Raw genomic sequence first — 25,181 nt, forward strand, 5'->3', positions numbered from 1 at the left:
AGGAGTGAAAGATGATCGAAGCAAAAAACGTTGGACTATCTGTCATTTACGGGGTTGCCACCATCTTATTGCTTGCAGCTGTCACCAGTTTCATTTTTTCGTTCATCTTGTCTTTTACCCATACTCAAGAAAAATCTATTGCTTTACTCATCACGATTATTTCATTTTTTTGCGTATTTGCCGGCGGATTTATATGCGGAGGCAAAGCAAAGCAAAGAGGATGGATCGTGGGAGGAGCGACAGGCTTGCTTTACAGCTTGATTATCTTCTTATATCAATATTTAGGACCAGGTACACTATTCTCCTGGGAACAGCTCATATATTACATTTGTTATACTCTGACAGCCATGATGGGAGGAGTTCTGGGAGTCAATATCGCAGGCGGGCCACAGCACAACAGTTGAGCAATTCATCTCAGCCTAATGCAAAAGGAACACGGCACCTGATCTTTTTGCATGCAAAAAGAAGCGTCATTTGCTGAACGCTTCTTTTTCACATCTTCATAGTATTATGATTGTACTACTTCTCTAATTGCATTTCGATCATATGTAAGTCTGCTGCCATCGCCGCACAAAATGACTACTTGTCCTTCGTCGATCGCATCGATTGTTCCATGGAGGCCGCCGATCGTAATGACCTTGTCTCCTTTTTGCAAATTATTTTGCATCGTTTGAACAGCCTTCTGCCTCTTTTGGTTCGGTCTGATCAGCAAGAAATAGAACAAAACGAACATTAAAATAAATGGCAGTAAATTCGCGAGTGTTTGCAAGTTCCTTCCTCCTTTCCGGATTACTGAATTATTTAGAAATTTTTCGCGTCCGGACGGTTGAATCCATACCGCTCAAAAAATTCTTCCCTGAAGTCACCGAGACGATCTTCACGGATCGCATCTCTGACTTGCTTCATTAATTTTAACAGAAAATAAACATTATGATAAGTCGTAAGCCTGATTCCGAATGTTTCATTACATTTAATTAAATGGCGGATATACGCACGGGTGTAATTGCGGCATGCATAACAATCGCAGTTTTCGTCCATTGGCCGGTAATCACGGGCATACGCAGCATTTTTCACAACAAGGCGGCCTTCACTTGTCATAAGGGTGCCATTTCTGGCAATCCTCGTCGGCAGAACACAGTCAAACATGTCCACACCCCTGATTGCCCCATCGATGAGTGAGTCAGGTGAACCTACTCCCATCAGATACCGCGGCTTATCTGCAGGCAGCAGCGGTGCAGTAAAATCCAGCACTGAATTCATTACATCTTTGGGTTCTCCTACAGACAGACCTCCAATAGCATATCCCGGAAAATCCAATGAAACTAAGTCCTTCGCACTTTGCTTTCTTAAATCTTTATATTCCCCGCCTTGAACAATACCAAACAGACTTTGGTCCTTTGGCCGTTGATGAGCTTTCAGGCACCTTTCAGCCCAGCGTGAAGTTCGCTCAACGGATTTTTTCATATATTCATGTGAAGCAGGATATGGCGGGCATTCATCAAATGCCATCATAATATCCGGTCCAAGGGCATTTTGGATGGCCATCGACTTCTCTGGGGAAAGAAATAATTTGTCGCCATTAAGATGGTTACGAAAATGGACACCCTCTTCTTCAATGTTTCGAAATTCACTCAGACTAAAAACTTGAAAACCGCCTGAATCTGTCAAAATCGCCTGGTCCCAGTTCATAAATCGATGGAGGCCGCCCGCCTCCTCCACAATATTTTCACCAGGCCTCAGCCATAGGTGGTATGTATTACTGAGAATAATTCCTGCGCCTATTTCTTTTAATTCTTCCGGGCTCATTGTTTTAACTGTTGCGAGAGTCCCAACAGGCATAAACATCGGCGTCTCATAGGTTCCATGCGGAGTATGGATCTTACCAAGCCGCGCTCCGGTCTGTTTGCATGTTTTAATCAATTCATAAGTAACAGCAGGCAATCCGAACACTCCTTTCTTATCTCCATTAAATTATGATCATGGCATCGCCAAAACTGAAAAACCTGTATCTTTCTTTTACCGCAATTTCATAGGCATGAAGGATATGTTCCCGCCCTGCCAATGCGCTGACAAGCATAATCAATGTGGACATCGGCAAATGAAAATTGGTCACCAACCCATCTACGGCTTTAAACTCATATCCAGGATAGATAAAAATGTCGGTCCAGCCATTTCCGGGGATAAATACACCGTCGTTTTGTCCGGCGATCGTTTCCAACGTCCTTGTGGATGTTGTCCCAACTGAAATAATTCTGCCTCCTTTTCTCTTCACTTCATTCAGCAGATCAGCAGTTTCCCGGGACATCCTATAGTATTCCGAATGCATGTCATGATCCTCTACACTTTCCGTGCTAACGGGCCTGAATGTTCCCAGCCCTACGTGAAGTGTGATAAAAGCAACATGAATTCCTTTTTCTTTAATCCTTTCCAGAAGGTCATGAGTGAAATGGAGGCCTGCTGTCGGGGCAGCTGCCGAACCTCTTTCCCGTGCATACACTGTTTGATACCTGTCCTGATCCTCAAGCCGTTCCTTAATATACGGAGGGAGCGGCATCTTGCCCAGGGCATCAAGCACCTCATAAAAGATCCCTTCATATTGAAACTCAAATATACGGCCCCCATGATCTTCCGTACCAATACAGACCGCTTTTAACTGCCCGTTACCAAAGGTTATTTCAGTCCCGGCTTTTATTCTTTTCGCCGGTTTTGCCAGCGTCTCCCAACAATCACCCTTCAACTGTTTTAGAAGCAGCACTTCCACTTTTGCACCTGTCCCCACTTTAGTTCCAAACAGCCGCGCCGGAAGTACTTTTGTGTCATTTAGCACAAGACAGTCCCCCGGATTCAAATATTCCGGAAGACTGGTAAACGATTCGTGGGCAATCTCACCTGTTTCTTTATTTAGAATCATCAGCCTGCTTTGAGACCTGTTTTCAAGCGGTACCTGTGCAATCAGTTCCTCAGGCAGATGAAAGTTAAACATATCTACATTCAACTCTTATTTAAGCCTCCCAACGATAAAAAAGATCACTGATAAAATAACGCTGATAATAATAGAGGTTGCCACCGGAAAAAAGAACGTAGCATTCCCTTTCCGAATCACAATATCGCCTGGAAGCTTTCCAAGTTTAAGAAAATGTATCAGAAAACCCGCAATGAAAATAACCGCTCCGGCAACCATCAGCAGTTTAGCCATTCCGTTCAATTTTCCGGCACCTCCATGTTAAAATGCTCATAAACTTGGGGTGTCACAAGACGTCCTCGCGGTGTTCTCTGCAAGAAACCGATTTGGAGAAGGTACGGCTCATATACATCCTCAATTGTGGATGGCTCTTCTCCGATGCTTGCCGCTATTGTATCAATGCCAACGGGCCCCCCCCGGAATTTCTGAATGATTCCCATTAATAGCTTGTGGTCAATATGATCCAATCCCAGTTTATCAACTTGCAGTAAAGACAACGCTTCATCCGCCATAGGTAAAGTAATCACTCCGTTGGACCGAACCTGTGCAAAATCCCGTACTCTTCTGAGCAGCCGGTTGGCAATCCGAGGAGTCCCCCTTGACCGTCTGGCAATTTCAACTGCTCCATTCCACTCGATCTCTGTTTCCAGAATATCAGCCGTTCTGGTAATTATGCTGGTTAATTGGCGTTCATTATAATATTCCAGGCGGCAAAGGACCCCAAACCGGTCCCGTAACGGAGCAGATACTGCACCTGCCCGGGTGGTAGCTCCAACCAGTGTAAATGGAGGAAGATCCAGCCGGACAGAGCGGGCTTCCGGCCCTTTTCCGATGACAATATCAAGACAATAATCTTCCATTGCAGGATATAAAACCTCTTCAATCGCACGGGGCAAGCGATGGATTTCATCTATAAACAAAACTTCCCCAGGTTCAAGTGATGTCAATATGGCAGCCAAATCTCCCGGGCGTTCGATAGCAGGTCCGGAGGTTGTTCTGACATTAACACCCATTTCATTGGCAATAACAACAGCCAGAGTTGTTTTTCCCAGTCCCGGGGGTCCGTAAAGCAGCACATGATCCAGAGCTTCTTTCCGCATTTTTGCGGCTTCTATGAAAACAGACAAATTATCCTTTACTTTATCCTGGCCAATATACTGGGAAAGTGATTGAGGACGGAGACTTTGCTCAAACGATATATCATTTTGCAAAGCTTCTCCGGAGAGGACTCTTTCCTCCATCCCACATCACTCCTTCCTTTATGATTTCATGAATATTTGTAAGGCCTTTTTGATGTATTGGTCGGTTGTCAAATCCTCATTGGCCAGCTTCGATTCAATTTTTTTCAGCTCTCGATCCGAATAGCCCAATGCAGACAAAGCCAGAATGGCTTCATGTAATGCGGCGGAGTCAGTGATGTCCTTACTATCTTCCGGCAGCTCTGCGGCGGCTGCAGCTTCAGCCTTTCCTTCCGTTATCACATCATCCAGCTTTCCTTTTAAGTCTAAAATCATTTGCCTTGCTGTTTTCTTTCCTACACCGGGAAACTTTGTTAAGAACTTCTCATCTTCCATTTCTATCGCCTGCACCACTTGTGCAGGCTTGCCAAATGCCAAAATAGCCAAGGCGCCCTTCGGACCAATCCCTGACACGCTGATCAGCTTTTTGAACATTTGCTTCTCCGTATCTTTTTCAAACCCATAAAGAGCAATGTTATCTTCTCTTACATGCTGATATGTATAGATCGTCATTTCGGATCCTATTTTGGCTGAAAAGACAAAAGGATTCGGCGTTAAAATTTGATAGCCGATTCCATTGTTTTCAACCACTACATATTCAGGGCCAATTTGGCCGATGGTACCTTTAATGTATTCGTACAATGGTTTCTCTCCTCTTCCATACTACCCATCATTGTACCATATAATTCAATTCCCATAACACAAAAAACAACATACGTTCTAATGTGCAAGCCTGCAAGTTTACTGGATTACAAATGGGGTAAACCATATGTAACACTGTTTTCACTAAACTTTGAGCATTCCCGGCTATACGCCGCAAAGGAGGGACCCTGTCAATGTTGAATGTGGTCGGAATATATGGAACAAGCTTTGATGCAATGAAAGCCATCGATACTTTGAAGCATGATGGTATAGACGATCGACATATACACGTAGTTGTGAATGATGAGCTGAAGTCTCGAACCATTGAGGATAAAAGCAGGGCGATTGTAAAAGATGTACAGACAAATGATGTGGAACATGATAATTTCTGGGAAGAGTTGAAGTCATTTTTTACCGATCAGGATCTCAATATAGGAAAAACAGAAGCTGAGGCAGAGAGATATTCGAAAGAAGTGGAAAACGGTCAAATTCTTGTGCTTGTGGGCAGCAACGCAGACCAGGGAAGATCTCGCCTGCTGTCAACAGAGAACATTCCGGTGAATGAAACAGTCTCTTTAAAAGTGCATGGTGAAAAAGTGGACAACCAAATGACAGGAGACCGATTTAACCAGGAAGATCACACTCCACAAGCTAAAAAACCTGGATACCCCTCTTATGCAACAAAATCTAATCCTGATCTTTTACAACAAAGCGGAAGACCAAAAGTGAGAGAAGAAAGCATGACTTCGCTGGCTGGAAGACAAAAAGAGTACGAAGAAGAGATAAATCCATTCGAAAACCGATATTTGCCCGATAAAAACAGGAGTTCAGATCTGCGGGATGATGGAAACAGCCTTTCATAAAGCCCAGGCAAGCGCCTGGCTTTTTTTTCTTGTGTAATCCTTAATTATCTTTGCTCCTGTATGATCATGCTGGTTAAGGTTGCAAAAAGAAGCAAACGGATCATACATTAAGAAATATTTGGTAAACTAAAAATATCATATGAGAAAGGAGAACGGATGATGAAATTTGAAGGTTTTTCGAAAAGCGACTTTGAAACTTTTCACGTAAATGGCCTGGAAGATAGGATGAATGCCATACAAACGAGGATTCAGCCAAAGTTTAAAGCAATTGGGGAAACGCTTGCATCTGATCTATCCGCAATGACCGGCATGGAAATGTTCTTACATATTGCGAAGCATGCAAGAAGAACAGTAAATCCTCCAAATGATACATGGCTTGCCATTGCCAATAACAAACGCGGCTACAAAAAACATCCGCACTTTCAAGTCGGCCTGTTCGATGATCATGCATTTATTTGGCTTGCCTATATTTATGAGCTGCCCAATAAAGCAGAATATGCGCAAAAGTTTCTAGATCAGATGGACTTTATTATAGAAAATGTTCCGGGGGATTTTGTTGTGTCTATGGATCATATGAAAAAAGACGCGGAAAAAATCAGTGTTATTAATCTGAAAAAAACGTTGGAACGCTTCCGTGATGTCAAAAAGGCGGAATTTTTAATAGGAAGGCAAATTCCAGCAGATGATCCCATTGTTCAGGACGGGGATGGCTTTATTTCCTTGGCAAAAGGTACTTTTGAGACTCTAATACCCATTTACAAGTTAGGGTTTGCGTAAAATGAAAACACGGGCGCCGCGTGCCGTATGTGGAGAAATGCAAAAAATGGTTTCCTGCAAACGACCAGCGCTGGCCCATGGCCAAAGCAGCAACCTGTTGCATAAGCGACATGTAGGTACGGATGTCCGTTAAGCCGGATGGAGCCGGACATCAAATATAAAAGGATTCACAACATGTATCCAGGATAAAAGCCGGCTTCCGAAGGCCGGCTTTTTACTATTAAGCATGAACTTTCTTTTCAACAGACAACCAAGGCCTGCCGTCTTCCCACCTTACATGGACGGGGAGCTTAAACGTTTCGGTTAAGATGTCATCCCTTACAACCTCATGTTTTGGACCTGCAGCAACAATTTTTCCGTCCTTTATTGATAATACGTGAGTGACATCTTCAACAAGCTCTTCAATATGGTGGGTCACGTAAACAAATTGGCATGGACGATTGACTATTTCCTTCGTCAGTTCCAAGACCTGTTCACGGGATAATATATCAAGTCCCGAACATGGTTCATCCAAAATTAACAGCTTGGGATCATTCATTAAGGAACGTGCGATGAGCACTCTTCTTCGCTCCCCTTGAGAAAGCTGTTTGTATGGTTTTCCTTTTAACGATTCCAATCGAAACCTGCCAATGAGTTCATCCGCTTTTTCCCAATCCTCCTGGTGGACTTGTTCATATAAGCCAAAGGAGGCAAACTTTCCACTGACGATGATTTCTTCAATCGTTTCATACTCGATAATATGAGAAAACCGGCTCAGCGAACTGCTGACGAACCCGATTTCTTTTCGAAGATCCGGAAGATAGGATTCACCAAATGAATAACCCAGAACAGAAATTTCGCCGGATGAGGGAAATTCATAAGCCGTAATAATATTTAACAAAGATGTTTTCCCCGACCCATTTAAGCCCAGAATCCCCCAATTTTCTCCCTTTTTCATTTCCCAGTTTATTTCGCTTAAAATGTCCCGCCCGTCTCTTTTCCAAGAAACATTTTGTAAAGACAGTAAGTTATCCATTCTTTATGCCTCTCTTTGCAAACCAATGATTTATCATTACCGTAGCAAACTTTAGAAAATAAGTAAATTGGAAGATCCATTTAATTCGGGCAATTCCACTGTAAGACTACAAACACTATAGGGAAAGAGTAAGACAACTCTCCACGTTGATCTTTTTCCTCAATGATGGCATGCTTGTTCCGCCGGCTTGAATCACTTTTCGGCAGCTTGAAACAGTGCTGGCTGCCTTGCCCCTTATGAATCTTACAGCCGTCACCATAAATAATCCAATATGGGGCCTTTGAATAAGTTTGTATCTATGTGACAGCTCTTTGCATCAATACCGTATTGCCATCCGATCACATGGCTTCCTTCAGGTGCTTCAGCGTTATATTCCGGCGCCTTAGCTTGTGAAGTGATACCTGCTTGTGGATGAGCGCTCCATATTAAGGTTTCTTTTTTAAAATTTTCCACATTTTGAGCAGCTTTTACAAATTCTTGATACAGATTTTGTTCTTCAGCAAATACACCGTAAATTCCGGGTTCAAATACTGATTCTTTCACTCCATCGTACCAGCCATGCAAAAACTCTGAGTCTATAGGATAACCTGGCTCAATATCCACAAAAATAGCTTTCCCTTCAGGAACATCAAGCGAACGGGCCAAGGATACTGCCTCTTCAGCTTGGTTGAATCCATTTTCATAACCCCTTGCATCCGTCACATGGTTATAAATCAGCAATATATAAATATCTTTTGAATGAAGATAATCGGCCTCTTGGCCGGTTAAACCCACAGAAACATTTTTATTGTCTCCTATATATCTGCCCCATACTTTAGGATCTCCAAATTGATCCGATACACAGGCATAAAGTTCATCAGTTGTCTTGCTCGCTGAATCCACTCCCCAGTAAACTTCATCTTCTTTTTTATTTGTTGGATGTTCTTCCTGCTCAGCACCTTCTTCATCGGTACCCTTTTGTTTCTGTTCTGTCTGCTCTCCCGGCTGATTTTCATCATTGGCCACATTAGGGATATATTCTTTGAAAACAAATAACAAAGTGCTCAAAATTATGATGGACATGACGATCAAAAAAATGTTCTTCCAGTTATTCATACGTCATCCCCTTCCTCCTGCAATTTATGCAAGAGGATGAAAAAGGGGATTAAAATTTTTTTGAAAAAGGACTAGGAAACTTATATCAATCATAGACGAAATAACTATTGTGAAAAGCACACTTTATATGTACAGAAGATGATTTAAAAAAGAAGATGTGAAACTATGCGTTAAGGGATTCACCCAGACTGGAATGGCCGCTGCCTAAAGGGGGGCCAGACAAACCATTGTATCCTTGCATTGAAAAATTGCTTTGTATATTGGGGCACACATATACGGTATCTTTTATTATGAGGAAAATTGATTATAAAAAATAAGTTGCTGTAGCTTATGACGATGGACAGAAGGGTCCTCCTGTAACGTATCTATTTGCTACAACAGACAGGTCCAAAAAGATGGAACATGCTGTTTGTAAGAATGGTTATGGTACCGTGCGCTGCCCGGTTTGGCGGAAATTGATGATCGTTTCGCAAATAGCTTTGGAGAAAACAAACTATGTAACAAGTAAAAATAAAGAAAATGATATGCGGAATATCATCATCCAACAGCATGTAAAATCAAACTTATTATTTGACATCGGCCTTTAAATCTAAGTCATGTTTGAAGATATAAATATAGCCTCCTTTTTTACACTAATAAGGATTTTTTATATGTATACCGACTTTCTCTCAACACGAAAAATGAAAGAGTAAATCTACACACACCCCCCCTGTGTCTAGTAACAGAAAAATCCTCTAACCTTGCTTAGTCATTTCACCATTTTCGGACAGGTCGTGATTCCTGTCTTAACCGATTGGCTGTATTTCCATATTCTATAATGAGGCTATCATAAGGAGGTGCTGATATATGAGCGGCTATGCAGGAGGTTACGGCAAAGGCTTTGCTTTGATTGTTGTCTTGTTTATTCTGTTGATTATTGTCGGTACATTTTACGGTTACTAGGAGCTCACCGTAAAGACAATCCAGGAAGCTGAGGTAGTGGCTTCCTGGATTTTATTTTCATTACCGTTTTGAGGTTTTGTTTTGCCCGCCCATATTAGAAAATGCGGGAATGAGATTTTGCAGCTGGCCGGATCTTCCTGTCATCATGCTGTATGCAGCAGCCCCAATTCCAACTGACGCAATAATCGGCAAAATTTGGATCTTATTGTTGCGCATAGACAGTCACCCTTTTTACAAGTTTTGCTCAACTGAGCATCTTTAGATTATCCGCTCAGGCTGATAAAAAACGAAGCATTTCTTCCCAATATGTTAATCCTCAGCCAAAACGGGTATTCATTTACTGTCAATGTCACCAATAAAAGGAGGAGTTTGAAATGGATGAAAGTGTGAACCATGGAAAAGCTATAATTATCAAATCTCTGATGGTTCTTCCTGTTGTATGGATTATACTGTCGCTGTTCAATGGTGTAAGCTTTTGGCATTCAACCGTACTTGGATTAGTTTTGCTGCTTCTGTCCTATTTTACAGGAGATATGTTCATTCTTCCCAAAATGGGGAATGCTTCGGCGACTATTGGGGATCTAATTCTTTCACTCATCGTCCTATGGGGCGGGTTGAACCTGTTTGGGTATAGCAAGGCCCTCGGAGAGTCCATTTTAACCGTCGTGGTTTTATGTGCCGGAGAGTATTTCTACCACAAATGGCTGCTCCGAACACAATTTAGGGAAACCCGGAACGGACAATATTAAAACTGCTTAGGAGGGCATAATCTTTGGAAAAGAACATGTCTTATGGAGATGATTATAAATTTATCCCGGCTACCTCTATAAACAGCGGCAGCGGGATTGAAATAAAACCGGATATTTACAGCCATACGATTCAAATAGTGAATGTCTGCTTTATTGGCAGCCCTGACGATACCTTTGTTTTAGTTGATGCCGGGATGCCTCATTCATCTGAACAAATCTTATCGGTAACCGAAAAACGCTTCGGTCCGAATGCAAAGACAGAAGCCATTATTCTGACTCACGGGCATTTTGACCATGTAGGCGCATTAATTGAACTCGTTGAACAATGGGGTGTACCTGTGTATGCCCACGAATTGGAACTGCCATATCTGACAGGCCAAAAATCATATCCCGAACCTGACACAACTGTCGAAGGCGGAATGGTTGCCAAAATGTCTCCCATGTTCCCCATTGAGCCCATCAATTTGGGACATCAGGTGAAAGCGTTGCCCTCGGACGGGACTGTTCCTCATGCACCCGGATTCCGCTGGATTCATACACCCGGCCACACTGAGGGTCATGTATCCTTTTTCAGGGAAAAAGACCGGGTATTGCTAGCAGGTGATGCTTTTGTAACGGTTAAACAGGAGTATTTATATAGGGTATTTACTCAGGAAAAAGAAATTAGCGGTCCCCCCAGGTACTTAACACCGGACTGGTCGTCATCATGGGCATCAGTCAAAAAGCTCCAGCAACTGCAACCGTCAGTGGCCATTACGGGACATGGGGTTCCAATGGAAGGCGAAGAACTGACTATGAAATTGGACAAGCTGGTGAAGGACTTTCATCAAATTGCCATACCGGATCACGGAAAGTATGTAAACTAAATAACCGGGAATCCTTCTGATTCCCGGAGCTCCAGAGTAAGTAAGGAGGCGGCCCAAATTGGAAGAGACTACAATTTATGTAAATGTAGCACAAAACAAAGAGGCGATCCAAAAATTACAGCAAACGCTGCTGGAACTGCATGGAATCGAAAGAGCGTTGGTGGATATCGAGGACGGTGAAGTAAAAATTACCTACAACCATGAAAAGTTATCACATGAAAATATTTTAAGTACCATTTCCAGAAACGGATTTGACATTTTACCGTAACTACATTCTACTTTCCCTTCTCCTTATCCCTGCGTGCTGCTATTAAGTTTTTAAGAGGTTGTTCAAGGATGATTCCCAAAAAAACCAAAGCCAGTCCTCCCGTTATTCCTGCTGTTACATCCGTTAAATAATGGACACCCAGATACAGCCGGCTTGCCGCGACAGTCAAAATCACTCCAGTAAAAACAGCAACCCAAACATAACGTTTTGGGTTATTGTTTTTAAGAGCAAGATACATAAAATACCCATATACCGCAGCACTATTCATGGAATGTCCGCTGGGAAAGCTGTTTCCGGCTTCCTGAATGATCGGATCCATATCCGGCCGATGTCTCCCCACCATGTGTTTAATCAGTTCATTTAACCCTCTGGCTCCCCACAGAACACTCATAAGGAAAATGATTCGCCAAACATGTTTTTTTATAAGAAAATACATGGAAGCAAGAACAGCAAGCGGAAATAAAAATGTTATAGATCCCAGTTCTGTGGCATTGAGAAAAAAAGATGTTAACGGATCCGTACGCATTTCATTAAAAAAAGTAAGCACTTCCCGGTCTATATGCTCAGCAAAGGGCATTTTAAAAACCCATGCCATTATCAACAATATGAATGTGAAGGCAATAAACAAGGGGAATATCACACCATCACCACCGAAAAAAATATCATAGCGAGTCTGATAGGGTTCAATGAGGGGACCAACTTTTTTGCAGCTTAGAGATGATGGATAGGTACTATGTTCAAAGCTATGTATACTGCCAACTTCAACGTACGGAACAGGCTTATCCGATCATGTTTGTAAAAAAGGAGCATTTTTTACTGAACAAGCTTTCCCGGCAAAGCTTGATCTTGATTCGGATGGGAGCAAGCCCCATTCTGTCTGCTATGCAGCATAAGGGCACTATGGGAGTTGAAGTCTCCGCTCTCCTGGACTGCAACGCCCTATGCTTTATGGACTACCACATCTATGATAAATCAATCCTCATTCAAATAAAATTCCCTCTTCACGGATTGTTTATCCAATAACGTTTAAAAAGGACGGATGTGGTTCCGTCCTTAAAGGGATTTAGCATTTCTATTGATTTTAATCCAACAAACGATTGTTTTCATCCACTTCCATTACTTTTGCTGCAGGGGTTTCTTCATTAATATAACCAGCACCCCTGCAGACACTGCATTTATACTGCCATCCTTCATCATCGGCCAGCATGCCTGTCCCATGGCAGGCTGTGCAAGGTTGTTGGCGTAAATCATCCATTTTTGTTCACTCCCCTTTACTTTTCAAATGACGATGCCTTTCTTAACCGTTCCTTTACCAAATTGATTAAACCGCCTTCCAGCATGACTTCAATTTGGCGCTGTGAAAGGGCATGTGCCACTTGTATAGATAATTTTTTCCCTTTTACAGTTATTGTAAACTCCTGACTCTGCTTAATTTTATTTCGGAGATCAGTCAGTTCCAGTACGTCCCCTTGCTCAATCTGATCGTAATCTTCAGCATTTACAAAAGTGAGCGGCAAAACACCAAAGTTCACAAGGTTTTGCCAGTGGATGCGAGCAAAGTCCTTGACAAGAGCTACCCGAAGCCCTAGGAATCTGGGTGCCAGGGCGGCATGCTCCCTGCTTGATCCCTGTCCATAGTTATAACCGCCTACAACCGCATGCCCTGTGGATGCAGCACTTTCCATTGCCCTGGCATAATAGGTCTTGTCAATAATTTCAAAAGCAAATTTGCTTATTTCCGGCAGATTGCTTCTATATGGCAGAACCCGTGCACCGCCAGCCAAAATCTCATCAGTTGAAATATTGTCACCCATTTTTAACAAAATGGGTATTTCCATTTCATCAGCAAGCGGAGACATAGGGGGAATAGAAGCAATATTCGGGCCTTTATGCAGCTTCACTTCTTTCGCTTCTTCATACGGGAGCGGCTCATCCAATAAAGAAGTGTCCACGGTTGGATTCTTTGGTTCTTTGACTTTTGGATATGGCATATCAAGCGCTCTGGGATCGGTTATTTCTCCTTTTAAAGCCGAGGCTGCAGCTGTTTCCGGACTGCAAAGAAATACACTGTCCTCCTGGGTTCCCGAACGTCCGGGAAAGTTACGCGGGGTGGTCCTTAAGCTGTTTCTCCCAGTGGCCGGCGCCTGCCCCATCCCGATGCAGCCATTGCAGCCTGCCTGATGAAGCCTGGCCCCCGCTTGAAGAAGGCTGGCAATGTGGCCCTCTTTTACAAGATCAGTCAACATCTGTCTTGAAGTCGGATTAATATCAAAAGAAACGCCGCTGGCTACCATTTTTCCTTTTACAATTTCCGCAGCAATCGCAAAATCCCGAAATCCAGGATTGGCAGAAGATCCAATATATGACTGGTAGATGGGAGTGCCAGCCACTTCCGAGACAGGAACAACATTTCCCGGACTAGATGGTTTGGCAATCAAAGGTTCTAATTCTGATAAATTAATTTCCTCTTCTATATCGTATGTGGCACCACGATCAGGTTTTAGCTCAACCCAATCATCCTCACGTCCCTGTTCTTTTAGAAATTGTCTGATTACTTCATCGGAAGGAAAGACGGTACCTGTTGCCCCAAGCTCTGCGCCCATATTTGCGATGACATGACGATCCATGGCGCTCAATTGTTTAAGGCCGGGTCCATAATATTCAATAACTTTTCCAACTCCTCCTTTGACATCGTGTCTGCGAAGAAGCTCCAGAATAATATCCTTTGCGCTTACCCAGTCGGGAAGCTCGCCAGTCAGTTTAATTCCCCATACTTTAGGCATTTTAATAAAGATCGGCTCCCCGGCTATGGCTAAAGCAACATCCATGCCTCCTGCCCCCATTGCCAGCATTCCCATACATCCGTTAGCACAGGTATGGCTGTCTGAACCCAGCAGCGTCTTTCCGGGCTTTGCCAGACGCTGCATATGTACAGGATGGCTTACCCCGTTTCCAGGCCGGCTATAATATAATCCGAACCTTCTAGTAGCACTTTGCAAAAATAGATGGTCATCTGCATTTTTATTGTCTACCTGAATAATGTTATGGTCCACATACTGTGCGGATGCTTCCGTTTGAGCCCGTTCCACACCCATTGCCTCAAGTTCAAGCATGACCATTGTCCCGGTTGCATCCTGCGTCAACGTCTGGTCGATCTTCAGCCCAATTTCTTCGCCAGGAACCATCTCACCTGAAAGTAAATGGGATTGAATCAGCTTTTGAGTAATATTTAGTGCCATCCCTTGATCCTCCTGTCAATTACGTTATTACATTGAGTTTGTTCTTATTAGGTTTGTTATTCGCACGCTGAATTATTCACCCTACAGTCATAATTAAGCTCTACTTAGTAATACCTTTCTTTAGGATTGAATAAACAGTCTATTTTTATAAGTAAAATAAACTCATTGGATGAATTATATTGCATACTTTTGTATTGGCAGCAGAGGTCCCCGGCAGCGAAGCTGGGAGTTGGCTTTATTTAAAGCGGGTCGGATCAATTTATGTTGTTTTTTTAAAAGAGTATTCCTAAAGATATCTATTTGCATACTGTCATGCGAAAACATACCACGATATTAAAAATATAGCTGAAACCCAAAGTACAGGTTAATCGTATATGAGATCATACTAAATGGAGAGGAAGAAAAAACATGCTTATTGTAACAACTGAACATGTGGCCAACCACAAAATTGCCGAAATTAAAGGACCCGTATTTGGCATTACTGTTAGGGCCAGAGGACTCGGAAAAGATATTATTGCTTCGCTAAAGGGATTGATGGGCGGAGAAATCAGCCAGTATACAGAAATGCTGGAAGATGCAAGAAAGCAGGCCATCGATCGAATGGTAGAAAATGCACAGGCAATGGGAGCAAACGCCGTAACAATGATGAGATTTGACTCAGGGGAAATCGGGCAAAACATGAGCGAAATCATTGCTTATGGAACAGCTGTCGTTATTGAAGAGGTGTAATGCTGTTGAAATGGATCATTGGATTATATGGATTGCAAATCCTTTTGCTGGTCTTTTTAATCATCGTGTCCTGGTTTGTCTGGGACAAACGTTTTAAGAAAAAGCACGGAGTGGATGTTCCGCCGGGTTTTCGGCGAACGAATGAAATATCAATTGACCCGACCACCAAGAAAAAACTCATTGTGTATTATAATCATGAAACGGGCGAAAGGTTTTATAAGGAAATGAAATAACAGTGATCAATCATATTTCATTTACACTAACAATATTTTTAAATAATTGAATGTTTTTTAGAACTCCGCAGGACTTGAAAATGTTGAAATCAGCTCTGCAGCCTTTAATGCAGAGCTTAATGTTGGGCGAACCATTCTTTTTTCATGTCTGATTCCAATTTTACTTTTGGCACAGGTGAAGGCTTTCCAAGATGGTCTAAGGCCACCAGCGTCAATGTAGAGGTAGTTGTCAATTTTGTCTCACTTTTGTCCAGATGCTGGCACTCCACTTTAACAAATACCTTCATTAATGTACGCCCAGTCGATATTACAAAAGCTTCCAATGTCAAAATGTCCCCGCTTTTTGCGGAAGATAAAAAGTTAACCGTATCAATAGAAGCTGTAACCACTACTTTTTTGGAATGACGCATAGCAGCAATCGTTGCAATTTCATCAATATAGGATAAAATGGTCCCTCCAAAAATCTCCCCATATGATTGGTGTCCGGCGGCAGAACAAGTTTTGTTTGGATAGTTCTGGATTCGTTGGATGAAATCATTTGCTCCATAGTATCTCCTCACTTCATTTCCTTAGCTTTTGCCTAACCCCGGAAATTATAGCTATTATCCATTATCACAAAGGTCTTAACGATTCCCGGAACCTTTCAAAAGGGACTCCTTCAGGTTCAATGAAGCAAAAATAATGTTTTCCCACCATTTCCATGGAAGAGTGTATTTTAAACTTACTGCAGTTTTTACGCCCTTGCCGATGGGATAGCGCAATTTATTTATTTTTTTCTTCATACACAAATCTGCCAGGAATGAAGCGACAGCTATTGGATTTCCGTAGTTGTCTTTACTCTTCATCAAATGGGTTTCCAATGCTTCCATGTAAAATTTGTAAGGGGAAGAATTAAGCTTTGATTTTTCAGCAATTTTTTTGCCTGAATCCCAAATGGATGTTTTAAAAGAACCCGGTTCCACCAAGGCTATATCAATTCCAAACGGCTTTACCTCCAAGCGCAGGCATTCAGTCCATCCTTCCAGCGCATGCTTTGAAGCTGCATAAGGGGATAGACCGGGGAAACCAGTCCTTCCCGAAATACTGCTCATGTTAATAATTCTTCCTCTTCTTCGGTTTCTCATGGAAGGAAGAACAGCTTGGGTAACGCCAATCACTCCAAATAGATTGGTTTCAAACTGTTCCTTATATTCCTGAATACTCGTTTCTTCGCAAAAGCCGCCATATGCAAATCCTGCGTTATTGATTAAAATATCGATCGGCGGGAGAGTTTGTACTTGTTCAGTAAAGCGGTTCAGCGATTCAGAAGAAGCTACGTCCAGTTCAAAGAATATCATTTTTTCGTCGAGACCGAACGTCCTGCTCAGCCTTCTTAGCTCAGCTCCTCTCTCCAGACTTCTCATGGCTGCAATTACAGTATATCCCCTCTTGGCCAATTCCAGAGCAGTGAGCAATCCAATACCGCTTGAGGTCCCAGTAATAAATACCGTTTCACCCCTCATATTTTTTCACTCACTTTAAACAGATTCCAAGGATATTGTTCAGGCGGATAGGACTCAAAGGTCATCCACTCTTTTTTGGTTGGATGTTCTATTTTCAGGTAATTCGCCCATAGCGCAATCTGTTCGCCCGGCTTATTCACCTGACGTCCGTATTTTTGGTCACCGTACAATGGACAGCCTATGGCAGAAAGCTGAACACGAATTTGGTGTGATCGGCCCGTGTGTAAATGAACAGACAAAAGACTCAAGGCATTTGTCCGAGCCAAGGTTTGATAATCCAATACTGCTCTTTTTCCTTGTTTATGTTGAGCGGAAACTGTCTTTACCCTGTTTTCCCGGTGATTTTTTAGCAGATAATGTTCCAGACGGGCTTCCTCTTCGTTCGGTATCCCTCTTACAACTGCAAGATATCCCCGGTTCAACTGATTTCTGCGGATTGAATCCGATAGCCTCGAAGCTGCCTTGGATGTTTTTGCAAAGACCATCACACCGCCAACAGGCCGATCCAGCCGATGAACCAGTCCAAGAAATACATTTCCGGGTTTTTGATAGCGGTCTTTCAGATCGGCTTTTAACATCGTCAAAAGATCTTTGTCCCCGCTTTGATCTTCCTGTACAGGTACATTTACGGGCTTTTCTACAACAAGCAGATGATTGTCTTCATAAATAATAGATATTTCCATCGCTAGATCTTTCACTCCTATTACTGCCATTTTCTATACGATCTTTTCCTTCTTGGTTACTGCTGTTTTCCCCTGATCACTTGATGCGGCAAGGAATACACCAAAAATGACCATCAACATACCCGCAATTTGCTGCCAAGTAACCGGTTCCCCGTAAAGGAAAAAAGAAATCAATGCAGCATTCATGGGGACAAGGTTCATATACAAACTGGATTTACTTGCCCCTGCTTTTTGAATACCTTTATTCCAAAGCAAAAAAGCAATCACGGAGGCACAAAGGATCATAAACCACATTTCCAGCCACGATTGCACGGACATACCGGGAACTGCACTCCAACCATCTTCATTAAAGGATAAGATGATTAAAAAAAACGATCCTGCCATGGTTGTTACAGTGGTGGTCAAAAAGGGAGGGCACTTGGCCAGTACCACCTTGCCAATCAATCCATGAGCAACCCAACAGATTAACCCGCCGATAAACAACAAATCTCCTTTATTAAAGGATAATGTCAACAATATTTGAGGCGATCCTTTGATAATAACAAGGAAAACACCAGTCAGCGAAAGCAGCAGGCCAGCTCCCAGGCGACCGCTCCAGGGCTCTTTTAAAAAAAGCACGGCACCGAGTGTTACAAAAACAGGGGTAGCAGCTACAATTAAAGATCCATTCATGGCCGATGTATGTTCCAACCCCTTGAAAAAGAATACATTATAACCGAAAATACCCGTCAAAGACATGAGCAGCAATCCTAACCACTGATCCCTCACCAGCTTTGGGTTCCAGAATCCTCTCGCCCAGGCAATGATCCATAAAATGATTCCTGCCAGGCCAAAGCGCAAAGCAGCCGCTGTCACGGCCGGAATCTCTGTTACCACATGTTTGGCGGCTGCAAATGCACCACCCCAAAACAACGGTACGAGCAATAACATAAAATAAACGCTTCTATTATTTTCACTATTCTCATGCACTAAATTTCACATCCATTTGGACTTATTCTTCCATCTTATCAAATATTGTATCTACTGTACGAATCAAATAAGTTAATAAAGCGGGCTTGATTGAGTATAATTTTTAAAGGAGGCGAAACAATGATAAAATCTGTAGCTGTATTTTGCGGATCAAGAGATGGGAAAGCCCCTGAGTATTTGGAAGGTGCAGAAATAGTCGGTAAAGAGCTTGCTAAAAGAAACATTACCCTTGTTTATGGAGCTGCAAGTGTGGGAATGATGGGAGCCGTCGCGGATGCTGTACTCGAAAATGGGGGACGAGCAATCGGTGTTATGCCTGAATTCCTGAAAAGAAAGGAAGTCGTTCATCCCGATTTATCAGAATTGATTATCGTAGACTCCATGCACGAGAGAAAGGCAAAAATGGCTGATCTGGCGGATGGATTTATTGCTCTTCCCGGGGGACCCGGAACTCTTGAAGAATTCTTTGAAATTTATACATGGGCACAATTGGGCCTGCATGAAAAGCCATGTGGTTTCTTAAATATCCATCGTTATTATGATCCGCTTGTTCAATTATTCCGGCATATGCTGGACCAACAATTTTTAGATGAGAAGTTTCGAAACCTGGCCATGGTAGATGACACGATTACTGGCCTTCTAGATCAGTTTCAAGCTTTTCAGCCGCCCTCCGTCAACATGAACTTAAAAGAAGATCAGACGTAATCCGTTTAGTCAGAAAAGGATATAAATAATCTTTTCTGTCAAAAAAAATGTGAATGTTTTACAGCTGGCAGCAGCAAAAAATGATCACCACATAATTAAAAACCATAACCCCAAAGGGATTAGATGGAGTGCATCTTTTTGCATCCTTTGGGTTATGGTTTTCAAAGAAATCGATACATATGCGGATAATTCTTAAACATATCGGGGTATAGCTTCACCATGGCTTCGGATATGGTATCTGCCATTTCCCTAGCCTGCTTTTCAATCTCATCATATATTTCAATATCCTTCTGATAATTCATTTGAATCATGAAAACAGCTTCCTGCTTTGTCAAATCCAAATGGTGATAGAACATCTGCCTCACTTTTTCTTTAGGTAAGAATCGGTTAACACTGCTTAAAAATTCTGCTATATCATCTGCATTGGCGTACCATTTTCTCTCAGCGTCCATTGCAGCCTGTGTGTTGCCCGCCAATAAGGATTTTACCAGATCTGCCGCGATCAGCAGATGATCCTTTATAAGCGCAGTATATTTGTCAGCTGCAGCACTGCCGTATAACGGCTTGATCATCTCTTTCCGCTTGTTGTGATCCGCAACCCGCCAGCAGCAACAAGCCTAAAACGAGTGTCATTGTTGTTTTCAAGGAGCTCTTCCTTTCTTGTAATCAATATTGATGCAGCGCATCACCTTTTTTGATACATATACTTCATCCACCTATTCAGCTTATAACTTGTAATTACATAGCCTGTAATGGAAAAAGAAGAAACGATGATAAAAAGGTTTAAAATGAACGGTTTTCCTAAGTATATCCCTGCAGCAATGCCGGATAAACCAAACAATGTCATTTGGAAAAGCTGCTTTTTTTGATTTTCATAGATTGTAAATTGGAACTGTCTTCTTTGTTCGGTTTCCTTCAGATGCTCCAACTTTTCCGGTGTCTTTAAAAATTCTGTCACGGAATAAAAGGCCTTAAATAACGGCTGGGACTGAATCCATTGCCAGTCAAACGACCACTTGTTACCTTGAGACACGAGCCATTCCATGAACACGGGCTTGCCCAACTCAATGATTTCCTCCCCCGGCATTAAATAAGTTACAATTCCTTCAATAGCTATGAATGACCGTCCCAGAAATACAAAACGGGTCGGTACTTGGATGGGCAGCTTCTGAATGAGGTCATTGAGTTCACGTTTAAAGGCGATCAAATCAATATCGGTCATTTGGGAAGGCTGGAAAGCACTCCATTCTGCCAGTAGCCTTTCAATGATTTTGGTGTCAGCTTCCGGAAGCAAGAATCCCAAGCTCGACATGCAATCAACTGCCTTACCGTAATTTTTGGCCACTAAGCTTTCAATGAAACTTTGAAAAGCTGACGCATCCATCACTGAAATTTCACCCGCCATTCCGAAATCGAGCAAGATAATCCGCCCTTCTCCAGATACAAGTATGTTCCCCGGGTGTGGATCGGCATGAAACTTTCCCGGCTCCAGCCATTGGGGTAAAAACACCTTAATGAGCCTTTGAGCCAATTCTTTACGGGTGATGTTCAATTGATTTACGGCCGTAATATCAGTAATTTTAATTCCGTCTACCCATTCCATCACCAATATTTTGGATGTGCACAAATCATCATACACCTGTGGAATTTGAACAATATCACATCCCTTAAACCTTTCTTGGAAGTTTAGCAGGGTTTCCTTCTCCATCGTAAAATCCAGCTCTCTTTCAATGACTTGTTTGAGCTCGGAAAACAATACTTTAAGATTAATAAATCCCTTTGGAATAGGTATAAAATAATTCGCAAACCATATAACCATCCTTAAAGTACGAAAATCAGTTTGAACCACTGAATAAATGTGCGGGCGCTGTACTTTAATGGCTACTTTTGATCCATCTTTTAGAATCCCTCTATAGACCTCTCCGATTGAAGCGGAAGCGATGGCTTCTTTTTCGACAGAAAGCAAGAAGTTTTTATGGCTGCTCCCCCATTCTTTTTCAAGAATCTCTTGGATTTCGCTCCAATCAGAGGGTGGAACCTGATCCGTAAGATCCTCTATTTCGCAAATCAATGGCCTTGGGAGCAGATCAGCGCGGCTGCTAATCATCTGCCCTACTTTAATAAGCAGACCTTCCAGTTCAAAAAGCGTTCTTCGAAACCTTTTTCCAATACTACCCCAAAGTTTTTCCCATTCATCTTCCTGCTTCCTTCTCAACTTGTACCAATAGATCTGAAGGAAAAAAATAAAGAACATCGATAATACTTTATACATCCGAAAGAATTTACTGTTGGTCTTCACAGAAATCAACTCTTTTTCCTTGTTCATGGATATTCTACACTTGTTTAAATAAAACGCGGCTTAATTCCTTCTTCTGTCTTTGTTTTAAGTGTAATCTTTTTTAAACCTATCACTTTTAATTTATATCAGGATAATGGATCGATGACACGTCCACTTCCCTGCTAGATATCCAAAACGAAAAGTAACAGGTTGATTCATATTGCTAAAAACTGTTCCTCGGCTCCAGCTCCTAATTCCTCACCACTCTTTGAAAGCGGATTCTCTTTAGTCATTTTAATGAGATGGAGACTTATTTGGATTTTTTTATATTCATGTAAGTATTTTAAGATATTATCTCCTGTCATTGGACAAAGTTCAGGTTGAATACAATAAAGAAATCAGGGACGTGGTGTTTCAAACCATTAGGGATGAGGGGGAGACGGAGTGAAAAAAACATATTTGAAGCGGATGGTCTTTATTCTGGCTGCTCTTGTCATGGCTGCCTGTTCAGGACCTGCGGAAAAGCAAAAGGATATTTATCCGGACAAATCCATTACGTACAGTATTCCATTTGAACCCGGTGGCCAATCGGATGTCGAAGCCCGCAGACAACAGCCCTACCTTGAAAAATCATTGGGTCAAAAAATTATTATCCAATATAAACCTGGCGGGGGCGGCGCCGTGGGCTGGTCCGAATTAGCCAATAAAAAACCTGACGGCTATTTCCTTGCCGGGATTAATATTCCTCATATTATTCTTCAGCCGCTGGCAAACGATGATACCGGCTATAAAACAGAGGAGATTATTCCAGTCGCTATTTTTCAAGCAACCCCCATCGCTCTCGCTGTATCTAAAGACAGTGAAATAACTACTTTAGAGGATTTTGTAAAAAAAGCGAAGGAGGCACCTGGACAGATTACGATATCGGGTTCCGGGCATCACACCGGACATCATATGGCTTTTTTACAATTACAGAACATGGCCGGTATTGAAATGCAATATGTACCCTTTGATGGGGCTGGTCCTTCCATGCAGGCCTTTTTGGGTGGAAACACTGAAGCCATATTGGCAAACTCCAGTGATTTATTAAAATACAAAGAAGAGATGACCATTCTTGCGATTGGTACGGAAGAACCCTTTGATCCGATGCCTGACATTCCTACCTTTAAGGAAGCCGGATATGATATGACCGCTTCCATTGACCGAGGGATTGCAGTACCGCCCGGAACGGATCCTGACATTATAAGCATTCTGGAAAAAGCATTTTTGGATATCTTGGAAGAGCCCGATGTAATCGAGCAAATGTATGATGAAGGGTTCGAACCCAAGACAATGGGACATAAAGAATCCTTGGAGTATATTGAAAAGAAAACTGAGGAATACAAAGAAACGCTTCAATAAAACCCTTGTTTTGAATGCTCCCAGATGAGGAGGCTCACGAATGGAACTGTTGCCAAGTATTATCGGTTCCTTAACCGATCCGATGAATGTGCTCCTGCTATGCCTTGGTGTTTTGGTTGGAATCATTGTCGGCGCCTTGCCGGGTTTAACCGCCACAATGGCACTTGCCCTGCTTCTTCCATTTACTTTTACCATGATGCCGGATACTTCATTGATCACCATGGGAGGACTATATGTGGGCGGTATATTCGGCGGATGTATTTCTGCCATTTTAATTAACACCCCGGGTACACCATCATCCATTGCCACCACATTTGACGGATATCCTTTAGCCCGGCAGGGTAAGGCCTCCCATGCTTTGACCATGGCGGCACTCAGTTCAGGGATTGGAGGGGTTATCGGCGGGATTGCTCTACTCCTCCTAACCCCAGCCCTAGCCAAATGGGCACTGAGCCTGGGACCTCCCGAATATTTTTGGGTGGCGATTCTTGGATTAACAATGATTGCTACCCTCTCCTCCGGGTCTTTATTGAAAGGATTGATTGGAGGGTGTATAGGACTCCTCCTCGGTACAGTAGGAATATCTCCGGTCGGAGGAGAATCCCGCTTCACCTTTGGGTTTTCGGCCTTACAGTCAGGGTTGGACATGGTGGTCGTCCTTATCGCTTTTTTCTGCATACCTGAAGTTATCTCCATGATTGAAAGTAAAACACGATCACAAAAAACAATCAAAAAAGAACAAGGAGTCATTAAGAACATCTTCTTTTATATGATCAAGAAACCTTTTATCATCATTCGTTCATCCATTATCGGAATTATTGTCGGCATTATACCAGGCGCAGGAGGGAATGTTGCCGCACTATTATCCTATGATGCTGCTGTCAGGTTCTCGAAAGATAAAACTTCCTTCGGCAAAGGGAACATTGATGGGGTAATGGCTGCAGAAACATCGAACAATGCAGAAGTTGGGGGTTCCCTGGTTCCTCTCTTATCACTGGGAATTCCCGGAGCACCTCCTGCAGCCATCATCCTTGGAGCGTTAATGATGCAGGGAATTATGCCCGGGCCTAATTTAATGAAGGAAGAAGCCAGCCTGGTGTACACATTTTTAATCAGCTTTATTATCGCCAACTTGATTATGCTATTCTTTGGTTTGATCGGCTCTAAATACGTAGGAAAAATTCTCTCAGTACCCAACTATTACTTGGCTCCATCCATTGTATTTATGACAATTATCGGGGCTTACACCATCAGAAACAGCTTATTGGACATTACACTTTTAATTGGATTGGGAATCTTTGCATTCCTATTAAAGAATATCGGTTTCCACCCGGCTCCAATCGTTCTTGGTTTTATTCTTGGACCAATTGCAGAAAGAGGACTTGGGCAATCTTTGCTGCTGGGAAATGCATCAGGCGGTATTGCCTCCCTTTTCTTCTCTCGACCCATTACCATTGTTTTGATTGTACTTTGCCTCATCTCTTTCATCGGCCCACTGGTGTCTTCATGGGTAAGATTGAAGAAAGCAGGTGGTAATATCAAATGATCCAAAAATCAAAAATTGATCTGCTTTCCTCTTGTTTACTTCTCCTGTTGGCATCCATTATTCTTTGGGAGACAAGAGGTTTGTCCGAAGTAAGCTACATTTTTCCACGGACGGTAGGAATCATCCTCTTGCTGCTTAGTTCTGTCTATTTTGTCAAAAGCCTGGTTTCTAAAGATACCAGACAATATTTTACCCATATGGACCGCCGGAAAATCATCCTAATTGCCTTGAGTATGGCCGGATATGTATTATTTATCGTTATTGCGGGGTTCTGGCCCGCAAGCATTTTGTATATAACTGTCACCGCATGGTATTTGCAAAGAGACGAACCACTCAAAAGCAGACGAAGGGTCTTTACTCAGTCATTGTCTGTTGCATTTATTTTCAGTACAGCTTTTTATCTATTATTTCGTTATGTTTTTTTCGTTCCTCTTCCTGTCAGTATATTCGTAAGCTCATGAGCACCCACTCACATGGCT

The 25,181-nt window shown here is 42.4% G+C and carries 31 protein-coding genes and 1 pseudogene; 14 read left to right on the plus strand and 18 right to left on the minus strand.

The window, feature by feature from the left end; translation table 11 throughout:
• Nucleotides 1-11: 11 nt before the first annotated feature.
• Nucleotides 12-404: a TIGR04086 family membrane protein gene (locus ACFSCZ_RS01970; RefSeq protein WP_380771993.1), complete on the plus strand. Its 393-nt coding sequence runs from the start codon at nt 12-14 to the stop codon at nt 402-404.
• Nucleotides 405-508: 104 nt separating this feature from the next.
• Here the strand turns inward: ACFSCZ_RS01970 and yajC are convergent, their stop codons facing one another.
• From yajC to ruvA, 6 genes are read right to left on the minus strand one after another with little or no spacing between them, the layout of a single operon-like run.
• Nucleotides 509-769, minus strand: coding sequence for a preprotein translocase subunit YajC (gene yajC / locus ACFSCZ_RS01975; RefSeq protein ID WP_380771995.1), 261 nt, complete (start codon nt 767-769; stop codon nt 509-511).
• Between the two features lie 32 nt (nt 770-801).
• On the minus strand, nt 802-1,941 hold the full coding sequence (gene tgt / locus ACFSCZ_RS01980) for a tRNA guanosine(34) transglycosylase Tgt (protein ID WP_380771996.1): 1,140 nt from the start codon (nt 1,939-1,941) through the stop codon (nt 802-804).
• Nucleotides 1,942-1,966: 25 nt separating this feature from the next.
• On the minus strand, nt 1,967-2,995 hold the full coding sequence (gene queA, locus ACFSCZ_RS01985; RefSeq protein ID WP_380771998.1) for a tRNA preQ1(34) S-adenosylmethionine ribosyltransferase-isomerase QueA: 1,029 nt from the start codon (nt 2,993-2,995) through the stop codon (nt 1,967-1,969).
• Between the two features lie 3 nt (nt 2,996-2,998).
• Nucleotides 2,999-3,205, minus strand: coding sequence for a DUF2905 domain-containing protein (locus ACFSCZ_RS01990; protein WP_380772000.1), 207 nt, complete (start codon nt 3,203-3,205; stop codon nt 2,999-3,001).
• On the minus strand, nt 3,202-4,203 hold the full coding sequence (gene ruvB, locus ACFSCZ_RS01995) for a Holliday junction branch migration DNA helicase RuvB (protein ID WP_380772002.1): 1,002 nt from the start codon (nt 4,201-4,203) through the stop codon (nt 3,202-3,204). The genes ACFSCZ_RS01990 and ruvB overlap by 4 nt, the downstream gene beginning before the upstream one ends.
• An 18-nt stretch (nt 4,204-4,221) precedes the next feature.
• A complete protein-coding gene (ruvA, locus tag ACFSCZ_RS02000) occupies nt 4,222-4,842 on the minus strand; it encodes a Holliday junction branch migration protein RuvA (protein WP_380772004.1) in 621 nt (206 codons plus the stop codon).
• A 194-nt stretch (nt 4,843-5,036) separates the two neighbouring features.
• On the opposite strand from ruvA, the gene ACFSCZ_RS02005 reads away from it, so the two are divergent.
• Together ACFSCZ_RS02005 and ACFSCZ_RS02010 are read left to right on the plus strand one after the other, a co-directional pair.
• Nucleotides 5,037-5,705, plus strand: coding sequence for a general stress protein (locus tag ACFSCZ_RS02005; RefSeq protein WP_380772006.1), 669 nt, complete (start codon nt 5,037-5,039; stop codon nt 5,703-5,705).
• A 159-nt stretch (nt 5,706-5,864) separates the two neighbouring features.
• Nucleotides 5,865-6,482 carry a YktB family protein gene (locus tag ACFSCZ_RS02010; RefSeq protein ID WP_380772008.1) on the plus strand — a complete coding sequence of 206 codons (618 nt, stop codon included), beginning with the start codon at nt 5,865-5,867 and terminating at the stop codon, nt 6,480-6,482.
• Between the two features lie 220 nt (nt 6,483-6,702).
• On the opposite strand, the gene ACFSCZ_RS02015 is transcribed toward ACFSCZ_RS02010, so the two are convergent.
• Both ACFSCZ_RS02015 and ACFSCZ_RS02020 read right to left on the minus strand, forming a co-directional pair.
• The gene (locus ACFSCZ_RS02015; RefSeq protein WP_380772010.1) at nt 6,703-7,497 is read right to left on the minus strand and encodes an ABC transporter ATP-binding protein; all 795 of its coding nucleotides are present in this window, start codon (nt 7,495-7,497) and stop codon (nt 6,703-6,705) included.
• Nucleotides 7,498-7,749: 252 nt separating this feature from the next.
• Nucleotides 7,750-8,592 (minus strand): glycoside hydrolase domain-containing protein, encoded by an 843-nt coding sequence (locus ACFSCZ_RS02020; RefSeq protein WP_380772013.1) that lies wholly within the window; start codon nt 8,590-8,592, stop codon nt 7,750-7,752.
• A gap of 458 nt (nt 8,593-9,050) precedes the next feature.
• Here ACFSCZ_RS02020 and ACFSCZ_RS02025 point away from each other — a divergent pair, with 458 nt between their 5' ends.
• Both ACFSCZ_RS02025 and ACFSCZ_RS02030 read left to right on the plus strand, forming a co-directional pair.
• On the plus strand, nt 9,051-9,179 hold the full coding sequence (locus tag ACFSCZ_RS02025; RefSeq protein WP_380772016.1) for a hypothetical protein: 129 nt from the start codon (nt 9,051-9,053) through the stop codon (nt 9,177-9,179).
• A gap of 259 nt (nt 9,180-9,438) precedes the next feature.
• On the plus strand, nt 9,439-9,534 hold the full coding sequence (locus ACFSCZ_RS02030; protein ID WP_380772019.1) for a YjcZ family sporulation protein: 96 nt from the start codon (nt 9,439-9,441) through the stop codon (nt 9,532-9,534).
• Nucleotides 9,535-9,594: 60 nt separating this feature from the next.
• On the opposite strand, the gene ACFSCZ_RS02035 is transcribed toward ACFSCZ_RS02030, so the two are convergent.
• Nucleotides 9,595-9,750 (minus strand): hypothetical protein, encoded by a 156-nt coding sequence (locus ACFSCZ_RS02035; protein WP_380772022.1) that lies wholly within the window; start codon nt 9,748-9,750, stop codon nt 9,595-9,597.
• Between the two features lie 158 nt (nt 9,751-9,908).
• Here ACFSCZ_RS02035 and ACFSCZ_RS02040 point away from each other — a divergent pair, with 158 nt between their 5' ends.
• Genes ACFSCZ_RS02040 through ACFSCZ_RS02050 form a run of 3 tightly spaced genes read left to right on the plus strand, consistent with a single transcriptional unit; the run spans nt 9,909 to nt 11,417 of the window.
• Nucleotides 9,909-10,283 (plus strand): DUF2512 family protein, encoded by a 375-nt coding sequence (locus tag ACFSCZ_RS02040; protein ID WP_380772024.1) that lies wholly within the window; start codon nt 9,909-9,911, stop codon nt 10,281-10,283.
• A 35-nt stretch (nt 10,284-10,318) separates the two neighbouring features.
• Complete coding sequence (locus ACFSCZ_RS02045; protein WP_380772174.1) at nt 10,319-11,149, plus strand: MBL fold metallo-hydrolase; 831 nt, start codon at nt 10,319-10,321, stop codon at nt 11,147-11,149.
• Nucleotides 11,150-11,207: 58 nt separating this feature from the next.
• Complete coding sequence (locus ACFSCZ_RS02050) at nt 11,208-11,417, plus strand: heavy-metal-associated domain-containing protein (protein ID WP_380772027.1); 210 nt, start codon at nt 11,208-11,210, stop codon at nt 11,415-11,417.
• A gap of 7 nt (nt 11,418-11,424) precedes the next feature.
• Here ACFSCZ_RS02050 and ACFSCZ_RS02055 read toward each other — a convergent pair whose 3' ends face one another.
• The 3 genes from ACFSCZ_RS02055 to ACFSCZ_RS02065 all read right to left on the minus strand — a co-directional run bounded on the left by ACFSCZ_RS02055 (nt 11,425) and on the right by ACFSCZ_RS02065 (nt 14,656).
• A complete protein-coding gene (locus ACFSCZ_RS02055; protein WP_380772030.1) occupies nt 11,425-11,994 on the minus strand; it encodes a phosphatase PAP2 family protein in 570 nt (189 codons plus the stop codon).
• 504 nt (nt 11,995-12,498) lie between these two features.
• Nucleotides 12,499-12,672, minus strand: a complete 174-nt coding sequence (locus ACFSCZ_RS02060) for a hypothetical protein (protein ID WP_380772032.1) — start codon at nt 12,670-12,672, stop codon at nt 12,499-12,501.
• 16 nt (nt 12,673-12,688) lie between these two features.
• Complete coding sequence (locus ACFSCZ_RS02065) at nt 12,689-14,656, minus strand: aconitate hydratase (RefSeq protein ID WP_380772034.1); 1,968 nt, start codon at nt 14,654-14,656, stop codon at nt 12,689-12,691.
• A gap of 408 nt (nt 14,657-15,064) precedes the next feature.
• On the opposite strand from ACFSCZ_RS02065, the gene ACFSCZ_RS02070 reads away from it, so the two are divergent.
• Together ACFSCZ_RS02070 and ACFSCZ_RS02075 are read left to right on the plus strand one after the other, a co-directional pair.
• Nucleotides 15,065-15,385: a YbjQ family protein gene (locus ACFSCZ_RS02070; protein ID WP_380772036.1), complete on the plus strand. Its 321-nt coding sequence runs from the start codon at nt 15,065-15,067 to the stop codon at nt 15,383-15,385.
• Nucleotides 15,386-15,390: 5 nt separating this feature from the next.
• Complete coding sequence (locus tag ACFSCZ_RS02075; RefSeq protein WP_380772038.1) at nt 15,391-15,618, plus strand: hypothetical protein; 228 nt, start codon at nt 15,391-15,393, stop codon at nt 15,616-15,618.
• 116 nt (nt 15,619-15,734) lie between these two features.
• Here ACFSCZ_RS02075 and ACFSCZ_RS02080 read toward each other — a convergent pair.
• The 4 genes and pseudogenes from ACFSCZ_RS02080 to ACFSCZ_RS02095 form a co-directional block, all read right to left on the minus strand.
• Nucleotides 15,735-16,165, minus strand: a pseudogene (locus ACFSCZ_RS02080) (acyl-CoA thioesterase).
• 76 nt (nt 16,166-16,241) lie between these two features.
• Complete coding sequence (locus tag ACFSCZ_RS02085; RefSeq protein ID WP_380772040.1) at nt 16,242-17,120, minus strand: SDR family oxidoreductase; 879 nt, start codon at nt 17,118-17,120, stop codon at nt 16,242-16,244.
• Complete coding sequence (locus tag ACFSCZ_RS02090; RefSeq protein ID WP_380772175.1) at nt 17,117-17,803, minus strand: RluA family pseudouridine synthase; 687 nt, start codon at nt 17,801-17,803, stop codon at nt 17,117-17,119. Before ACFSCZ_RS02090 ends, ACFSCZ_RS02085 begins: the two co-directional genes overlap by 4 nt.
• Before the next feature lie 33 nt (nt 17,804-17,836).
• The gene (locus ACFSCZ_RS02095; RefSeq protein WP_380772176.1) at nt 17,837-18,733 is read right to left on the minus strand and encodes a DMT family transporter; all 897 of its coding nucleotides are present in this window, start codon (nt 18,731-18,733) and stop codon (nt 17,837-17,839) included.
• Nucleotides 18,734-18,895: 162 nt separating this feature from the next.
• Between ACFSCZ_RS02095 and ACFSCZ_RS02100 the strand changes: the two genes are divergently transcribed.
• Nucleotides 18,896-19,477, plus strand: a complete 582-nt coding sequence (locus ACFSCZ_RS02100; protein ID WP_380772177.1) for an LOG family protein — start codon at nt 18,896-18,898, stop codon at nt 19,475-19,477.
• Between the two features lie 161 nt (nt 19,478-19,638).
• On the opposite strand, the gene ACFSCZ_RS02105 is transcribed toward ACFSCZ_RS02100, so the two are convergent.
• Together ACFSCZ_RS02105 and ACFSCZ_RS02110 are read right to left on the minus strand one after the other, a co-directional pair.
• Nucleotides 19,639-20,049, minus strand: a complete 411-nt coding sequence (locus ACFSCZ_RS02105; protein ID WP_380772041.1) for an acetylglutamate kinase — start codon at nt 20,047-20,049, stop codon at nt 19,639-19,641.
• 113 nt (nt 20,050-20,162) lie between these two features.
• The gene (locus ACFSCZ_RS02110; RefSeq protein ID WP_380772043.1) at nt 20,163-21,803 is read right to left on the minus strand and encodes an ABC1 kinase family protein; all 1,641 of its coding nucleotides are present in this window, start codon (nt 21,801-21,803) and stop codon (nt 20,163-20,165) included.
• Between the two features lie 396 nt (nt 21,804-22,199).
• Here ACFSCZ_RS02110 and ACFSCZ_RS02115 point away from each other — a divergent pair, with 396 nt between their 5' ends.
• Genes ACFSCZ_RS02115 through ACFSCZ_RS02125 form a run of 3 tightly spaced genes read left to right on the plus strand, consistent with a single transcriptional unit; the run spans nt 22,200 to nt 25,163 of the window.
• Entirely contained in the window at nt 22,200-23,156 is a 957-nt protein-coding gene (locus tag ACFSCZ_RS02115; RefSeq protein ID WP_380772045.1) for a tripartite tricarboxylate transporter substrate binding protein, read from the plus strand.
• Between the two features lie 40 nt (nt 23,157-23,196).
• Nucleotides 23,197-24,702 (plus strand): tripartite tricarboxylate transporter permease, encoded by a 1,506-nt coding sequence (locus ACFSCZ_RS02120; protein ID WP_380772046.1) that lies wholly within the window; start codon nt 23,197-23,199, stop codon nt 24,700-24,702.
• Complete coding sequence (locus ACFSCZ_RS02125; protein ID WP_380772048.1) at nt 24,699-25,163, plus strand: tripartite tricarboxylate transporter TctB family protein; 465 nt, start codon at nt 24,699-24,701, stop codon at nt 25,161-25,163. The genes ACFSCZ_RS02120 and ACFSCZ_RS02125 overlap by 4 nt, the downstream gene beginning before the upstream one ends.
• The last annotated feature ends 18 nt before the right edge of the window (nt 25,164-25,181 follow it).

The sequence above is a fragment of the Siminovitchia sediminis genome (genome assembly GCF_042680885.1).
Lineage (GTDB): Bacteria > Bacillota > Bacilli > Bacillales > Bacillaceae_C > Siminovitchia > Siminovitchia sediminis.

Excerpts from the sequence above, each read along its gene's own strand:
- ACFSCZ_RS01970 (WP_380771993.1), top strand. The coding sequence starts at position 12 with ATGATCGAAGCAAAAAACGTTGGACTATCTGTCATTTACGGGGTTGCC.
- ruvB (WP_380772002.1), bottom strand. The coding sequence starts at position 4,203 with ATGGAGGAAAGAGTCCTCTCCGGAGAAGCTTTGCAAAATGATATATCG.
- ACFSCZ_RS02005 (WP_380772006.1), top strand. The coding sequence starts at position 5,037 with ATGTTGAATGTGGTCGGAATATATGGAACAAGCTTTGATGCAATGAAA.
- ACFSCZ_RS02010 (WP_380772008.1), top strand. The coding sequence starts at position 5,865 with ATGAAATTTGAAGGTTTTTCGAAAAGCGACTTTGAAACTTTTCACGTA.
- ACFSCZ_RS02015 (WP_380772010.1), bottom strand. The coding sequence starts at position 7,497 with ATGGATAACTTACTGTCTTTACAAAATGTTTCTTGGAAAAGAGACGGG.
- ACFSCZ_RS02020 (WP_380772013.1), bottom strand. The coding sequence starts at position 8,592 with ATGAATAACTGGAAGAACATTTTTTTGATCGTCATGTCCATCATAATT.
- ACFSCZ_RS02025 (WP_380772016.1), top strand. The coding sequence starts at position 9,051 with ATGATCGTTTCGCAAATAGCTTTGGAGAAAACAAACTATGTAACAAGT.
- ACFSCZ_RS02030 (WP_380772019.1), top strand. The coding sequence starts at position 9,439 with ATGAGCGGCTATGCAGGAGGTTACGGCAAAGGCTTTGCTTTGATTGTT.
- ACFSCZ_RS02035 (WP_380772022.1), bottom strand. The coding sequence starts at position 9,750 with ATGCGCAACAATAAGATCCAAATTTTGCCGATTATTGCGTCAGTTGGA.
- ACFSCZ_RS02040 (WP_380772024.1), top strand. The coding sequence starts at position 9,909 with ATGGATGAAAGTGTGAACCATGGAAAAGCTATAATTATCAAATCTCTG.
- ACFSCZ_RS02045 (WP_380772174.1), top strand. The coding sequence starts at position 10,319 with ATGTCTTATGGAGATGATTATAAATTTATCCCGGCTACCTCTATAAAC.
- ACFSCZ_RS02055 (WP_380772030.1), bottom strand. The coding sequence starts at position 11,994 with ATGCCCTTTGCTGAGCATATAGACCGGGAAGTGCTTACTTTTTTTAAT.
- ACFSCZ_RS02060 (WP_380772032.1), bottom strand. The coding sequence starts at position 12,672 with ATGGATGATTTACGCCAACAACCTTGCACAGCCTGCCATGGGACAGGC.
- ACFSCZ_RS02065 (WP_380772034.1), bottom strand. The coding sequence starts at position 14,656 with ATGGCACTAAATATTACTCAAAAGCTGATTCAATCCCATTTACTTTCA.
- ACFSCZ_RS02070 (WP_380772036.1), top strand. The coding sequence starts at position 15,065 with ATGCTTATTGTAACAACTGAACATGTGGCCAACCACAAAATTGCCGAA.
- ACFSCZ_RS02085 (WP_380772040.1), bottom strand. The coding sequence starts at position 17,120 with ATGAGGGGTGAAACGGTATTTATTACTGGGACCTCAAGCGGTATTGGA.
- ACFSCZ_RS02090 (WP_380772175.1), bottom strand. The coding sequence starts at position 17,803 with ATGGAAATATCTATTATTTATGAAGACAATCATCTGCTTGTTGTAGAA.
- ACFSCZ_RS02095 (WP_380772176.1), bottom strand. The coding sequence starts at position 18,733 with ATGTTATTGCTCGTACCGTTGTTTTGGGGTGGTGCATTTGCAGCCGCC.
- ACFSCZ_RS02105 (WP_380772041.1), bottom strand. The coding sequence starts at position 20,049 with ATGATCAAGCCGTTATACGGCAGTGCTGCAGCTGACAAATATACTGCG.
- ACFSCZ_RS02110 (WP_380772043.1), bottom strand. The coding sequence starts at position 21,803 with ATGAACAAGGAAAAAGAGTTGATTTCTGTGAAGACCAACAGTAAATTC.
- ACFSCZ_RS02120 (WP_380772046.1), top strand. The coding sequence starts at position 23,197 with ATGGAACTGTTGCCAAGTATTATCGGTTCCTTAACCGATCCGATGAAT.
- ACFSCZ_RS02125 (WP_380772048.1), top strand. The coding sequence starts at position 24,699 with ATGATCCAAAAATCAAAAATTGATCTGCTTTCCTCTTGTTTACTTCTC.